A 13,269-nucleotide genomic window follows, 5' to 3' on the forward strand; every position below is an offset into this window, starting at 1 on the left:
GCCTTGGTTAATTTATGGTTGAGGATAAACAGAGAACATGTGACGAGCGAATAACGAAGGGGATAGGATTTTTCTGTTGACAAAATAGCATTGATTTGCTGACGTTTATCTTTAAAATGATAATATAGTCGATATTTGTGATTTTTAGGTATCGCATTCCTTCCGTTGCCAAGGCAGGTAGGATAAAGGAGGAACGGATTCTTGAGATGTCCATTTTGCAATCACAATGGCAGCCGGGTGCTGGATTCGCGTCCAGTACATGAGGGACGTGCCATTCGCCGCCGCCGGGAGTGCGAAAAGTGTGAGCAGCGCTTCACCACGTTTGAAATGGTGGAGGAGCAACCGTTGATAGTTGTCAAAAAAGAAGGAAGCCGCGAAGAATTCAGCCGAGAGAAGTTGCTTAGGGGTTTGATTCGCGCCTGTGAAAAGCGTCCGGTACCCTTGGAACGACTGGAGTCGCTCGTAGTTGAAATCGAGCGGGCTCTGCGGCAGGCAGGAGTGACGGAAGTGCCTTCCAAAGAGATCGGGGAAATGGTGATGGAGCGGCTGATGGAAATTGATGAAGTGGCCTATGTCCGGTTTGCATCGGTCTACAGGCAATTCAAAGACATAAATGTTTTTGTAAATGAACTGGAAGAGTTGTTAAACCGTTCAAGAAATGCGTTGGCAGAAGAGAAAAAGCGGGGCGGCGCCGTATAATTCATTGCCAAATAAGGTTTGGCTTCAAGCGTTGGTTGTATGTTACAATGATACAACCTGACTGAGGCAACATTGGTTCGAGGAGGCCGGTTGATGGCGATATTCTGGAAAGATATCGGCTGGCGCTGCCGCTCGGGACGCCCTGTCCACAGTGCTGATCTTATGAGTCTCATCCATTTGTATCAACCGATGATCGGCGCATCGGCCATGTCGTTATACATGACCTTGGCGTATCAGCTTCCCCTGACCCGTGCGGGGGTATCAGAGATTCACAGCCACGCCTATCTGTTAAAGCTATGTTCGTTTAATACAGAGCAACTCTTAAAAGCGCGCCATCTGCTGGAAGGAGTGGGGTTGCTCAATGTATATGAAAGAAAAGATTCCCAACACGGCTTATTCTATGAGTATGAGTTGATCGCGCCGCTTTCTCCGGTGAAATTTTTCCAAAGTGACATATTGAGCATGACGCTGTATCATTTCTTGGGAAAAGAAGGTTACCTTGCGGTGCGGGAGTTGTTGATTGATAAAGAAGCGGTTGCCAAACAGTCGGATGGCAGCCAAGTAAAAGATATTACCAAGTCGTTTCAAGAAGTGTTTGAAAGCCTTTCTCCCGCAGATTTGGCTAGGGCTGCGGAACAAAACCGCGACACCGTCTGGTCAGGCGTGGAAGGCGATGAGAGCTTGACGGAGGGAAAAGAACCGCAACTGTGGGAAGACATTGATTTTGCGATGTTGAAAATGCGACTTTCTTCCATTGTTGACGATGATTGTTGGACAAACGAATTGATGCGGGATTTAATGCAGATTCGCTTTTTGTATCAATTGGACGATTGGGCCTTGTTAAAAGCGTTGCAAAATCCCTATGTGACCAGACATGGGCGCATTGATGTAGATCGGTTGCGTGCTTACATCAAGAGCGAATATCGCTTGCGATTTGGGGGAGCACCGATTGTATCGCATCGTGCTCCCAAAGAAGTGGAAGCGACCGCTCCGGTAACTGTGTCAACTGCCAGTTCGGAGCCGCTGTCTGAAGAAGAAAAGCATTTTCAGCAATTGGCGCAGATCTCCCCGTTGGAGTTATTGGCTTTTTACCAAGGCGGTTCGCGTATTCCCGACAGTGATGTGGAATTAGTGGAGACATTGGTCAGGGACTACGGTTTACCGCCTGAAGTGATCAATGTGCTGTTAGAATATGTCCTCCTGAAATATGATTACCGCCTGCCGCGCAATCTGGTGGAGAAGATCGCCGGCCATTGGAAAAGACGGGGAATCAAAACGATTCAAGAGGCGTTGGAGCAAGCCCGGAAAGAGACGTGGGAGACAAATAAGAAAAAAGAAGCCCCGCGCAAATCCAAGTCTAAAGCCAACAAAAGAGAAGAAAAACTGCCGCAAGCGTTGCAATCGCAATGGGACGCCAACCAGGAGGATGAAACGGCACTTCCCGCCTCGGAAGAGCTTGCCGACAAACAGGCAGCGATTCAAGCCAAGTTGCGCCTGATGAATGAACGGTTGCAAGCCAACAAGACGGGCAAGGAACCTATGCCATAAACATGTGTTTGGCCGGGGGTTTGATAAAAATCAAAAAAACATTAAAAAAGTATTGCTTTTGCATCAACCCCCGTGCTATAATCTTTTTTGTCAGCAAATGATTCTCTTATTCTTAAATGGTTCGGTAGCTCAGTCGGTAGAGCAGAGGACTGAAAATCCTCGTGTCGGCGGTTCGATTCCGTCCCGAACCACCATTCGCGGAAGTGGCTCAGGGGTAGAGCATCGCCTTGCCAAGGCGAGGGTCGCGGGTTCGAATCCCGTCTTCCGCTCCAATTTCAATATGCTGGGGTGGCGGAATAGGCAGACGCACAGGACTTAAAATCCTGCGGTGGGTGACCACCGTGTCGGTTCGAGTCCGACCCTCAGCACCAAATGCGTGCCCCCGAATGCACACGGATTGATGCCGTTGTGAATTCGTGGGCTTTGATTGTTGATGGAGCAGATTGTGGGCACGGGCAGACAAGGTTTTCTGTTTGTGATAACATTAGCATATTGAATCGAGTTTCGACCGAATGGTTGGAGGGTGGATAGCATGTCAAACATTGATGCGATCTTAAAGCGGGCTCTGGACGGAGAGCGTCTCGGGCTTGAGGATGGGATCGCTTTATGGGAAAGCAATGAGATAGAGAAGCTGGGCCACGTGGCCAATCAGCTGATGTTAAGAAGACATCCCGAACCGATTACCACCTTCGTAGTCGGACGCAATATTAACTACACCAATGTGTGTGACACTTATTGCCGTTTTTGCGCTTTTTACCGAGCACCAGGCTCCAAAGAAGGCTATGTGTTGCCGAATGAAACGATTTTCCAAAAAATACAAGAGACGATCGACGTCGGCGGCACCGAAATTCTGATGCAAGGTGGAACCAATCCAGACTTGCCGCTGTCCTACTATACTAATTTGCTTCGCGAAATCAAAAAGCGGTTTCCAACGATCCATATGCACTCCTTTTCGCCAGCGGAAGTGATGAAGATGAAAGAGGTTTCCGGCTTGTCGCTGGAAGAGGTTGTGCGGGAATTGAAGGAAGCCGGGCTGGACTCTATTCCCGGAGGCGGAGCGGAAATTCTGGATGATGAAATCAGACGGAAAATCAGCCGCTTGAAAGGCTCTTGGCGGGATTGGATGGATGTGATGCAGACGGCCCAACGCCTCGGCATGACAACGACCGCCACCATGGTGATCGGTTTTGGCGAGACATTGGAGCACCGCGTCAAGCATTTGTTGCGTATTCGGGAGGCGCAGGATCAGACCAAGGGATTCTTGGCGTTCATCGTCTGGACATTCCAACCGGATAACACCAATTTGAAGCGCGAAAAGCTGGGAGCGGAAGAATACCTCAAAGCAGTCGCTGTCAGCCGCATCATGTTGGACAACATCCCCAATTTGCAGTCTTCCTGGGTAACGATGGGACCAGAAGTGGGCAAGCTGTCCCTGCAATACGGATGCAATGATTTTGGTAGCTCGATGATTGAAGAGAATGTTGTTTCGGCGGCGGGAACCACGCACAAGGTGAACAACAACCTCATCTTGCGGCTGATTCGGGAAGCCGGTAAAATTCCGGCGCAACGCAATACCCACTATCGCATTTTGCGCGTGTTTAAGGATGATGAGCAATTTGAGCATGACTTTGTGATGCAGAACTAAGGTGCCGTGTAGCGAGGTGCTCATCAGGAAAAGATGTCTTCATCAGACACATGCTAAAACCGCTGATGCTTTATAAAAACTCCGCAACGGTTGCGGAGTTTTTTTGTATTCAATAACGGCTTGTCCGCGTGAATTGCTCAATTGTGGCAGATGCCGCGACCGCCATTTCTTTGGATGAATAAATTGTTTTGGAAAAATCCAGAGGGCTCGTTTGGCAGAGCCGCAAAGGGGAAACGACATGAGTGTGTTACAAATGACTGATATGAGCACAGGACGAATGTTGTCCATCATTCGTGACGGGTTGCGGAAAACAAGGCAACCCAAAAAAGTGATCGTTGTCGGGGCCGGTATGGCCGGGTTGGTCGCTGCTTCGCTGTTAAAACAGGCGGGGCATCAAGTAAAAATCATTGAGGCCAGCTCTCGGGTAGGAGGGCGTGTGTACACGCTCCGCAGTCCATTTACTCAAGGGGAATACTTGGAAGCGGGGGCGATGCGCATCCCCAATGTCCATCAGTTGACACTGGCTTACATCAAGAAGTTTGGTTTGCCGATCAATCCGTTTATCAATGCCACCCCCAATGACCTGATTTACACCAACGGGGTGCGGACAACGGCCAAGGAGGCTGAACGCAATCCCAATATCCTGCGGTTTCCCGTAGCGGCGAAAGAAAAGGGCAAGTCCGCGGACGAATTGTTCCTGGCTGCTTCGCGGAAAATTCTCGACTTCGTCAAGCGCAATCCGAAGCGCAACTGGCCCATTGTCGTGAAGCGGTTTGATCACTATTCACTCGACACGTTTTTAAGACATAATCCAGTGGGGCCCAAACTCTCTCATCAGGCGATCGACATGATTCAGATCATGCAAGATACCGAAGGCATTTCGCAACTTTCATACATTCAGACCCTGCAAGCATTTCAGCTACTTTATCAACCAAACATCCGGTTTTATGAAATCACGGGTGGCAACGATAAACTGCCCAAAGCGTTTTTACCCCAGTTGCGGCGGGATATCTTGTTTAACCACAAGATGACGAAGATCTCCCAACGCAATGGAACGGTCACCATCCATTCAGTGAATACGAAAACGAAACAGCCGGTTAAAACGATGGGGGATGTGGCGATTATCACGGTTCCTTATTCGCTTTTGCAATTGGTGGAAGTAGAACCCAAGCACCTTTTCTCCTACGGCAAACGTAAAGCGATTCGCGAATTGCATTACGCGCCAGCCACCAAGATTGGAATCCAGTTTAAACGCCGTTTCTGGGAGCAGGAGGGGCATTTGGGTGGCAAGATTGTGACGGACTTGCCGGTGCGTTATGGATTTTATCCCAGCCATGGCTTGGGCAAGCGGGGACCAGGCGCGGTACTGGCCAGTTATACATGGGAGGATGATGCTTTGCCCTGGGATGCGTTGAGACAGGAAGACCGAGTGCGACAAGCGTTGGAAGATTGGGCGAAGTTGCATGGGAAAAAGGTGTTTCGCGCGTTTGACTCCGGAACGTCGTGGAGTTGGTCCCAGTATCAATACAGCGGTGGCGCGTTTGTGTTGTACCGGCCTGGGCAGCAGAATGAGCTGGGTCCTCACTTGGCCAAACCGGAGGGGAGAGTCTTTTTTGCTGGTGAGCATGTATCTTCCACTCCGACTTGGATTCAGGGGGCGATCGAGTCAGCGATAAGAGCAGCGGTCGAAGTACATCAATTTAAAGGATGAGACAATAAAATATCTCTATTTCATAGATTTGATTTTTTGAATTTGATATTTTTAATATAAAACCAAATAGTAACGTTTACCAACTGTTCGCCCCTTGATACAGAGAGAGGGAGGGAAAGATCGGTGGAAGGAAAAACACATGCGGCGATTGGCATGGCCACCGGCGTGGGTTTGGCGTGTGGCATGGGTGAATCAGCTGATGTGGCGGTGCTTGGCTTAACAGTAGTGTCAGCGGTGATCGGATCGCTTTTGCCAGACATAGATGAAGATGGGAGCATGATCAATAATTTTTTGTTTCCTTCGCTTAAACGAACATACCGCTCGTTTGCGCTGGCTGCCTTGGGTGCTGTGATGGTACTGTTTTATTTCCTCAAGGGTTTGCCCGCATGGGTGCTTTGGTTGGGGCTGTACGCCGCGGCGGTCGCTTATGTCCCCCACCGCACCGTCACGCATTCGCTGTTGGCTTGCGCGTATGTGGGCTGGGTCGTCTACACGATCGCGCCCACATACACATGGGCGGTGGTATTGGGATATTTGTCCCATTTAATTGCCGACACCATGACCAGCGCCGGGGTTCCTTACTTGTGGCCGTACAAGAAGCGGTTCAATCTCAAAGGGTTTGGCGTGAAAGTAAAAACAGGAGGGGCGGGGGACCGCCTCATCGGCACGGTAGCCATCATTGTGGCGGCCTTGGGCTTTGTGTATTTGGTAGGACAGGTCTTGTATGATGAGGCATTGACGGCCGGGTGGATCTCACCCTAAGGTAGACTGGGCCGGACAAGGTCTTTCTTTGGTCAATTGAAGTATACACTTCCTTTATCTCCCATATACTATTATCAATTTAAGGGAGGAGGAAGGAGGAGCCAGGTGGCTTATGTGATCTCGCTAGATCATCATGATCGCGCGAAAATCATTTGTCTGAGCGCCCATTTGAAGGAATGTGTCGCCCTTTTCCAAGAAAATGTGCTGGGTTGCCATATAGATGAATCCATATGGGGAACGCGGTATCGATGTACCATCGGACTGGAACGCCGTAGCCGGTTTCAGGAGAGGGAATTTCGCAAACGGCTGGGGCGAGCAGTGGCCGAATTCATTTGCGAACACATGGAACCGGAAATGATTCGGCAAATCATTCAACACGAACACGGCTTGCGACAACAGGAAGAAGTGAAGCAAATTGAGGGTCGAGTGAGGCGCTTGCTTGAAACAAGTGCCTGGGAATGCGCAAAGGTGGTGTATGCCAACCGCCGGGATAAAATCGCCCGTCAAGTCAGCTCTTTTTTAAAAGGATCGGCGGAATTGGCCATTGATGGATTCGCTCGGTTCAGGATGAAAACCTATCGTTACGTGCTGGCAACATGCGTGCAAGAAGCGTTACACGACTATTTGTTGGATCAAGAATACAAGGAATTCATCCACTTGTTGCGTTCGTTTGTGGAGGTGCAACCACCCAAACTGGATTTCGTCCACCTGATCCATGAAGGGAGGGGCGCATTCCGGTTGATGCAAGCGGATGGTACACCGTTGGCATGGAAAGAGGGAACCGAAGCGTTAAACGAGATGTTTGAATTTTCCCTTTCGCGTGAGGATATGATTGTCAGCACCCTGTTGTCGATCGTTCCACAAGAAATGTGCCTGCATACGCAGAATCCTCAAGAAAATGTGATCCGCACCCTGATTCAGATTTTTGAGGGGCGCCTGCACCTATGCGAAGGATGTCATCTTTGCAGACGCCCGGTGCATTGTCAGGAAGATGCGTGATTCCGGCGTGAGACGCAGAAGTGATCAGCTTGGTATACATAGTGGGTGAATTTTTTCCAATTGACGCCGGTGCTGTTTTTCGGTAAGCTAATACTCGTTGATTCTAGGAAGGCAATAAGCCGTATCCTTGACATATGACTTGTCAGTGTGCTAACATAATGACATTGTTCAAAGCAGAGGCGCCCGCTTCTCACCTGGTCGACGCGAACGCAGTTGGCAGGTTAATGGTTCGGAAGACACATTTCCTATGTTTGCGCAGGGAAATTGAATGTGGGCGTTATCTGACGCCCACATTTTTTATTTGCCTAAAATTTTTTTGGAGGTGGCAGGTTATCAGCAAGGATCAACAACACCAAGTCAACGAGGCGATTCGCGCTCGTGAGGTTCGCTTGATTGGAGTCGACGGCTCACAATTGGGTATCAAACCGCTCAGAGAGGCGTTGCATTTGGCGCAAGAAGCGAACTTGGATCTGGTGAACATAGCCCCACAAGCAAAACCGCCGGTTTGTCGTATCATGGACTATGGTAAGTTCCGTTACGAGCAAAGCAAGCGGGAGAAAGAAGCGCGCAAGAACCAGAAGATCGTTCAGGTCAAAGAAGTGCGCCTGAGTCCGACCATCGAGGAAAACGATGTTAAGACCAAGCTAAACCATGTGCGCAAGTTCTTGCAAGGCGGAAACAAAGTCAAATTGTCGATTCGTTTCCGCGGTCGGGAAATCACCCACCAAGACATTGGTCGCCGCATTTTGGATCGTTTGGCTGACGAAGTGAAAGATATCTCTGATATTGAGCGCCAACCAAAATTGGAAGGCCGCCAAATGATCATGATCTTAACACCGAAACAGTAGTTGCAAGGAGGAGCATCCAATGCCAAAAATGAAAACGAAACGCGCTGCAGCAAAGCGTTTTAAGAAAACGGGTACCGGCAAAGTAAAACGCAATCACGCGTTCAAAAGCCATTTGCTCGGAGGGAAAACGGCGAAACGCAAACGTCATCTGCGCAAAGACGCTGTTATGCACTCCGGCGATGTGAAGCGCATTAAACAACTGATCACATACATGTAAGGTTCGCTTAGATAGGAAAGGTTTACTTCAGGAGGGATTTACAGTGGCAAGAGTAAAAGGTGGTACCGTAACTCGCGCTCGTCGCAAAAAGGTACTGAAACTGGCTAGAGGATATTTTGGTTCCAAACACAGACTGTTCAAAACGGCGAAACAACAAGTGATGAAATCCTTGATGTACGCTTACCGCGATCGTCGCCAACGCAAGCGTGACTTCCGCAAACTGTGGATCACACGGATCAATGCTGCGGCACGCCTGAACGGTTTGTCCTACAGCAAATTCATGCACGGCTTGAAAGTGGCTGGTGTCGACATCAACCGCAAAATGCTGGCTGAATTGGCTGTTACCGATGCAAAAGCATTTGCTGATCTGGCTAACATCGCAAAAAACGCGAAGTAATCATACAGCAATCATCATGCAAAACCCCCCCGGTTCATCATGAATCGGGGGGGTTGTCTTTTGTATCAGAAACGGAGCCGATGAGGATTAAACCGATCATCAAAGGCGGTTTTTCACCTATGATGGCAACCGCGAACGTTAGCTCCAGTCGATTTTGTTAAGCAGGTTGAGCAGGGTTTCAATTTCATCGGTAGCCAAGTGTTCAAATTTTTCCCTGTAGTATTCCGTTTTCCGCTGTGCCAATTTTTCAATCACGTCTTGCCCCTGTTTGCTGATGTGAAGCTCCACCACGCGCTTGTCCAGCTGCGAACGCTTGCGGTAAGCCAAGTTTTTCTTCTCCAAGTGGTCAGCGACGTGAGTGATGTGGCTGACGGAGCAATCAAATTCTTGCGCCAGAGCTGTCACGATTTGCGGACTTTTGTCTTGCAGACTTTTGAGCACGTTGAATTCGGCACCGTTGATTTGTTCTTCACAAATGTCCGCCATATCTTTGCGCATTTGGCGGAACATGTGGCGGAAAGATTGTTCCAACTCTAAAATCATTTCTAAGCGATCTGGCATGTCGGATCTCCTTAATGCTTGTTTCATAAAGTCGAGTAATTGCGCTGTGCTGTATTATAACGTTCTGATGATGTTTGGGCAAATGGAAAATTTGTAAACGTCAGTGCGTTTTGCAAAATTTCTATGCTTATAGTAGCAAAAGCTAATGAATGCGCATGCCCACGATAGAGATTGCGGTCGCCGGGATGCCTTGTTACGACTAAAGAAAGAACCAGCCGGTGGGACTGGTTATGATCGTCAAGTTGAATTTAGGTTATTTTTTGCAATCGCAGTCGGGGCATTTGCAATCGGGAGTGCCGCATTTGTCGCATTTGGAAGTGCGGGGTTCAACAATGATGTTCATATGGTTCACCTCCACACAGGTATCCTGGTTGCTACATTTCATTTTATTATATTTCTCTGCTGTTGTAAATTGAATATACATAATTTATTGAATAATCAGCGGATGTATATGCCCACCCGCCATGTCAAGTCGGCGGGCGAGATAAATGACCGAGCGAATGAGCGTTAACGATAGCATTGTCGCAACTGTTGCGCGGCCTGTTTGGGGGAGTCGGCGCGAGTGATGGCGGAGATGACGGCAATGCCATCTGCCCCAGCTTGACGCACCGCAGCCATGTTATCAACGGTGATGCCACCGATGCCGACGATCGGAAAGTCACCAAGTGCTTGGCGAATCTCAGTTAATGCCTTTGGCCCAATCGGCTGTTTGGCATCTGGCTTGCTCGTCGTGGCAAACATGGGACCAATGCCGATATAATCCGCTCCTTCTTGCTGTGCTTGTCGTGCTTCAGGGATGCTGCGGGCGGATACCCCAATGACGCAAGACGGGGGAAGGATGCGTTTGGCCTCGGGCACGGGCAAGTCGTCTTGGCCGAGATGAACTCCGTCGGCATCGAGGATTAAAGCCAAATCCACCCGGTCATTCACCAGAAAGGGAATTCCGTGTGTGCGGCAGAGGGCGCGCAGGCTGTGACCCAACTCCACCGTTTCACGCAAATTGCGCGCGGAATGTTTTTCACGAAACTGAAAACAGGTGATGCCCCCTGAGATGGCGGACTGAAGCATGGCAACCGGATCGCGGTCGAGGCAATCTTGGCTGCCCATCACCAGGTATAAGCGCAAATCTTCTGCTTTAATCGGCATACAGCTCACCTCCTAGGCGATGAGCCCAATGATTGGTTGGCCCATGGCCGTTTCCCAGAGGAAATGCGTGAGAAATGGCAGCCGAAATGAACTGCTTTGCCTGGGAGACGGCGTTGGCCAAGGTGAAGCCGCGGGCCAGATAGGCGGCAATCGCAGCCGAAAGCGTGCATCCTGTTCCGTGAGTGTGGGGGGTGTCAAATCGGGGTGAACGGAGAAAGACGAACTCTTTGCCATCATAAAAGAGATCGACGGCTTCATCATCTTCAAGATGCCCACCTTTGATTACCACGGATTGGGCACCGAGCGCATGCAGGGCTTGCGCCGCCTGTTTGCGTGCGTTCAGATCGGTAAGCGGCGTTTCCGTCAATGCTTCGGCTTCAGGGATATTGGGGGTGATTACCGTAGCGAGCGGAATCAGTTCTTCTATGAATTGTTTTCTGGCCGCCTGATCCAACAGCAGATGCCCGCTGGTCGAGACCATCACGGGATCAACCACCAAAGGAAATAATTGGTGCTCCTTCACCTTGCGGGCGACAAGAGCTGTAATCTCGGCATTGGCCAGCATGCCGGTTTTGGTCGCGTCCACACCGATGTCTGTTGCCACAGCATCTAGCTGCTTGGCGACAGCCTCTGCAGGGAGGGTTTGTACATCAAAGACCCCCAGGGTGTTTTGTGCCGTCACGGCCGTGATCGCGGTCATGCCGAAAACCCGGAGTTCTTGGAACGTTTTTAAATCCGCTTGGATGCCGGCGCCTCCACCACTGTCTGAACCGGCGATGGTCAGGGCCCGTGCAAGTTGAGTCATCTGGGTTCCCCTTTCTATCAGTTGTGTGAGATCCGGTGTCTTCATTTATACAACCACATTCTATCAGAAATAAAGGGGTTCAATATTAATTTGAATAGTTTGTCTATAGCGAAAGTGGGCAACTGGCATATATAGAAATTTACAAGTTTTTATTGTACCATCTAGAAGAAGGAGTGTGAAAACATGGCCAATAAGCACAAGAAGAAAAGCGTGTCTGATCGAATGGGCATGATTACCATGGTTACCGTTTTGCTGGTCTTTTTGGGTTTGGGCATTTTTGCGGTGATCCAATCCATCACCCAAAGCGGTGAACAGGCGAAAGAAAAAGTGAACATCAAGCTTGACGGTCAACCGGTTGTCGGGAACCCCAATGCGCCGATCAAGCTGGTTGAATTCGGTGATTTCAAATGCCCGACCTGTAAAATGTTTCACGATGAGATTTATCCTCTGCTGAAAAAAGAGTATATCGACACCGGCAAAGTGCAAATGGCATTTATCAATTATCAATTTTTGGGTGCTGATTCCGTGACTGCTGGCATTGCGGGCGAATCGGTATACAAGCAAAATCCGGAAGCTTTCTGGAAATTTTATGACGCAATTTACAAAAATCAAGGGGATGAAGCAAAAACCTGGGCCACTCCTGAGTTTTTGACTGAATTGGTCAAGAAGAACATTCCGGAAGTGAATGCGGATCAAGTGAGCAAAGACTTGAAAAGCAAAGCTTACGAGAAAGATGTGCTTGCGGACAACCAATTGGCGCAAACCTATAAAGTGGATGGTGTTCCGACCGTCTTTATCAACGGTGTCATGATGGATAACGCGATGGATTATGCCGCCTTGAAAAAAGCGATTGACGCCGAGCTGAAGAAAAAATGAGAGAGGGAAACTGATCCAAGATGAAGCGGATGTTGTCTACATATGGTCTTTACTTTGCCTGGTTGGTCGCGCTTGTGGCCACAGGAGGCAGTCTGTATTTCAGTGAAGTGTTGGGCTTCATTCCCTGTACCCTGTGCTGGTATCAGCGGATTTTAATGTATCCGCAAGTGATTCTGCTCGGAATCGCCTCTTATCGCAACGACCATCGTATTATCCCTTATGTTTTGCCGTTGTCGGTGTTAGGGGGATGTGTTTCGCTCTGGCACTATATGGAGCAGAAAGTGCCGGGTTTTGCGACGATCCTGCCTTGCCGCGTCGGCGTGCCTTGTGCGCAAGCCTATATTGATTGGTTTGGATTTATCACGATTCCATTTTTGGCATTGGTCGCGTTCATCTTGATCATTGTCTTTCTCTCATTTGCCCGCAGTGGTTCAGTTGAAGACGAAGCTTCAGAATAAACGGGCGTATTTCCCTTGGCATTTGCCGGAGCCTGTTGTGACGGCGGGTACATAGACTAGTACTGAAGTCACAACGAAGGGAGATCGTATCCGTGAAAAATGGAACGTTGAAGACAAGCGGCATAGGTTTTGGCGGCTTCGGCGGGATAGGGTCGGCAATCGCCATCGCGATCATCGTCATCCTGATCATCGCCTTCTTCTGCTTCTGGGGCTTTTTCGGAGGCGGCTGGGGTTTCGGTGGGGGCTGTGGTGGTTTCCCCGGATTCTGCCTGTAACGCATAACAACGAAAAAAGCAAGCCTGTTCGTCAAAAACGAACGACGGGCTTGCCTGTTTTTTTAAAAGCCTTATTTAGGAAGCGCTTCGTGCAGTGTTTCGATGAGTTGATTGCGCTCGGCGTCTGAGCTGTTTTTCCAGATGACTTCAAACAGCACACCCAGTCCGGGCAACAATTTTTCTTCGCCTTGTTGAATAGAGTCCACCACTAATTCTTGCAGTTGTTGCGGATTCATGGTATGAATGTTGTGTATTACTGCACCGCGAATGTCAAAATTCATCCTGATAACCCCCTTTTACATAAGTCTGTACGTAAAAAATA

General features: G+C 49.3%; 16 protein-coding genes, 3 tRNA genes and 1 other annotated feature. Of the genes, 15 read left to right on the forward strand and 4 right to left on the reverse strand.

All coding sequences use genetic code 11. From position 1 onward, the window contains the following. The first annotated feature begins 201 nt into the window (after nt 1-201). The 12 genes from nrdR (at nt 202) to rplT (ending at nt 8,826) form a co-directional block, all read left to right on the forward strand. Entirely contained in the window at nt 202-699 is a 498-nt protein-coding gene (gene nrdR, locus NYR52_RS04925; RefSeq protein WP_022735855.1) for a transcriptional regulator NrdR, read from the forward strand. Nucleotides 700-792: 93 nt separating this feature from the next. Then, nucleotides 793-2,247 (forward strand): replication initiation and membrane attachment family protein, encoded by a 1,455-nt coding sequence (locus NYR52_RS04930; protein WP_259436425.1) that lies wholly within the window; start codon nt 793-795, stop codon nt 2,245-2,247. A gap of 118 nt (nt 2,248-2,365) precedes the next feature. Further along, nucleotides 2,366-2,441, forward strand: a tRNA-Phe gene (locus tag NYR52_RS04935). 3 nt (nt 2,442-2,444) lie between these two features. Continuing rightward, a tRNA-Gly gene (locus tag NYR52_RS04940) sits at nt 2,445-2,519 on the forward strand. Nucleotides 2,520-2,529: 10 nt separating this feature from the next. Further along, nucleotides 2,530-2,618 (forward strand) — tRNA-Leu (locus NYR52_RS04945). Between the two features lie 161 nt (nt 2,619-2,779). Continuing rightward, on the forward strand, nt 2,780-3,892 hold the full coding sequence (gene mqnC, locus NYR52_RS04950; RefSeq protein WP_132219889.1) for a cyclic dehypoxanthinyl futalosine synthase: 1,113 nt from the start codon (nt 2,780-2,782) through the stop codon (nt 3,890-3,892). Between the two features lie 238 nt (nt 3,893-4,130). Then, on the forward strand, nt 4,131-5,603 hold the full coding sequence (locus NYR52_RS04955) for a flavin monoamine oxidase family protein (protein WP_259436426.1): 1,473 nt from the start codon (nt 4,131-4,133) through the stop codon (nt 5,601-5,603). A 123-nt stretch (nt 5,604-5,726) separates the two neighbouring features. Further along, nucleotides 5,727-6,365 carry a metal-dependent hydrolase gene (locus NYR52_RS04960; protein ID WP_102991886.1) on the forward strand — a complete coding sequence of 213 codons (639 nt, stop codon included), beginning with the start codon at nt 5,727-5,729 and terminating at the stop codon, nt 6,363-6,365. A gap of 105 nt (nt 6,366-6,470) precedes the next feature. Then, complete coding sequence (gene ytxC, locus NYR52_RS04965; protein ID WP_132219891.1) at nt 6,471-7,364, forward strand: putative sporulation protein YtxC; 894 nt, start codon at nt 6,471-6,473, stop codon at nt 7,362-7,364. 165 nt (nt 7,365-7,529) lie between these two features. After that, nucleotides 7,530-7,670 (forward strand) — a sequence feature (ribosomal protein L20 leader region). 83 nt (nt 7,671-7,753) lie between these two features. After that, entirely contained in the window at nt 7,754-8,212 is a 459-nt protein-coding gene (gene infC / locus NYR52_RS04970) for a translation initiation factor IF-3 (RefSeq protein ID WP_375163176.1), read from the forward strand. A gap of 19 nt (nt 8,213-8,231) precedes the next feature. Next, complete coding sequence (gene rpmI, locus NYR52_RS04975; RefSeq protein ID WP_022735863.1) at nt 8,232-8,429, forward strand: 50S ribosomal protein L35; 198 nt, start codon at nt 8,232-8,234, stop codon at nt 8,427-8,429. Nucleotides 8,430-8,472: 43 nt separating this feature from the next. Further along, on the forward strand, nt 8,473-8,826 hold the full coding sequence (gene rplT / locus NYR52_RS04980; RefSeq protein ID WP_022735864.1) for a 50S ribosomal protein L20: 354 nt from the start codon (nt 8,473-8,475) through the stop codon (nt 8,824-8,826). A 138-nt stretch (nt 8,827-8,964) separates the two neighbouring features. On the opposite strand, the gene NYR52_RS04985 is transcribed toward rplT, so the two are convergent. The 3 genes from NYR52_RS04985 to thiD all read right to left on the reverse strand — a co-directional run bounded on the left by NYR52_RS04985 (nt 8,965) and on the right by thiD (nt 11,338). Then, nucleotides 8,965-9,387, reverse strand: a complete 423-nt coding sequence (locus tag NYR52_RS04985) for a MarR family winged helix-turn-helix transcriptional regulator (protein WP_022735865.1) — start codon at nt 9,385-9,387, stop codon at nt 8,965-8,967. A 507-nt stretch (nt 9,388-9,894) separates the two neighbouring features. After that, nucleotides 9,895-10,533, reverse strand: a complete 639-nt coding sequence (gene thiE, locus NYR52_RS04990) for a thiamine phosphate synthase (RefSeq protein ID WP_022735866.1) — start codon at nt 10,531-10,533, stop codon at nt 9,895-9,897. Continuing rightward, on the reverse strand, nt 10,523-11,338 hold the full coding sequence (gene thiD / locus NYR52_RS04995; RefSeq protein WP_022735867.1) for a bifunctional hydroxymethylpyrimidine kinase/phosphomethylpyrimidine kinase: 816 nt from the start codon (nt 11,336-11,338) through the stop codon (nt 10,523-10,525). The genes thiE and thiD overlap by 11 nt, the downstream gene beginning before the upstream one ends. A 183-nt stretch (nt 11,339-11,521) precedes the next feature. Here thiD and NYR52_RS05000 point away from each other — a divergent pair, with 183 nt between their 5' ends. The 3 genes from NYR52_RS05000 to NYR52_RS05010 all read left to right on the forward strand — a co-directional run bounded on the left by NYR52_RS05000 (nt 11,522) and on the right by NYR52_RS05010 (nt 12,947). Next, complete coding sequence (locus tag NYR52_RS05000; RefSeq protein WP_022735868.1) at nt 11,522-12,214, forward strand: DsbA family protein; 693 nt, start codon at nt 11,522-11,524, stop codon at nt 12,212-12,214. 20 nt (nt 12,215-12,234) lie between these two features. Then, the gene (locus tag NYR52_RS05005; RefSeq protein ID WP_259436427.1) at nt 12,235-12,672 is read left to right on the forward strand and encodes a disulfide oxidoreductase; all 438 of its coding nucleotides are present in this window, start codon (nt 12,235-12,237) and stop codon (nt 12,670-12,672) included. Nucleotides 12,673-12,764: 92 nt separating this feature from the next. Beyond that, entirely contained in the window at nt 12,765-12,947 is a 183-nt protein-coding gene (locus tag NYR52_RS05010) for a hypothetical protein (protein WP_132219895.1), read from the forward strand. Nucleotides 12,948-13,018: 71 nt separating this feature from the next. Here the strand turns inward: NYR52_RS05010 and sspI are convergent, their stop codons facing one another. Continuing rightward, nucleotides 13,019-13,228 carry a small acid-soluble spore protein SspI gene (sspI, locus tag NYR52_RS05015; RefSeq protein ID WP_022735871.1) on the reverse strand — a complete coding sequence of 70 codons (210 nt, stop codon included), beginning with the start codon at nt 13,226-13,228 and terminating at the stop codon, nt 13,019-13,021. Nucleotides 13,229-13,269 lie beyond the last annotated feature (41 nt).

It is taken from the genome of Laceyella sacchari, from assembly GCF_024927925.1.
GTDB classification, from domain to species: Bacteria; Bacillota; Bacilli; order Thermoactinomycetales; family Thermoactinomycetaceae; genus Laceyella; species Laceyella sacchari.

Excerpts from the sequence above, each read along its gene's own strand:
- rpmI (WP_022735863.1), top strand. The coding sequence starts at position 8,232 with ATGCCAAAAATGAAAACGAAACGCGCTGCAGCAAAGCGTTTTAAGAAA.
- NYR52_RS04955 (WP_259436426.1), top strand. The coding sequence starts at position 4,131 with ATGAGTGTGTTACAAATGACTGATATGAGCACAGGACGAATGTTGTCC.
- mqnC (WP_132219889.1), top strand. The coding sequence starts at position 2,780 with ATGTCAAACATTGATGCGATCTTAAAGCGGGCTCTGGACGGAGAGCGT.
- sspI (WP_022735871.1), bottom strand. The coding sequence starts at position 13,228 with ATGAATTTTGACATTCGCGGTGCAGTAATACACAACATTCATACCATG.
- NYR52_RS05000 (WP_022735868.1), top strand. The coding sequence starts at position 11,522 with ATGGCCAATAAGCACAAGAAGAAAAGCGTGTCTGATCGAATGGGCATG.
- thiD (WP_022735867.1), bottom strand. The coding sequence starts at position 11,338 with ATGACTCAACTTGCACGGGCCCTGACCATCGCCGGTTCAGACAGTGGT.
- NYR52_RS04985 (WP_022735865.1), bottom strand. The coding sequence starts at position 9,387 with ATGCCAGATCGCTTAGAAATGATTTTAGAGTTGGAACAATCTTTCCGC.
- thiE (WP_022735866.1), bottom strand. The coding sequence starts at position 10,533 with ATGCCGATTAAAGCAGAAGATTTGCGCTTATACCTGGTGATGGGCAGC.
- NYR52_RS05005 (WP_259436427.1), top strand. The coding sequence starts at position 12,235 with ATGAAGCGGATGTTGTCTACATATGGTCTTTACTTTGCCTGGTTGGTC.
- NYR52_RS04930 (WP_259436425.1), top strand. The coding sequence starts at position 793 with ATGGCGATATTCTGGAAAGATATCGGCTGGCGCTGCCGCTCGGGACGC.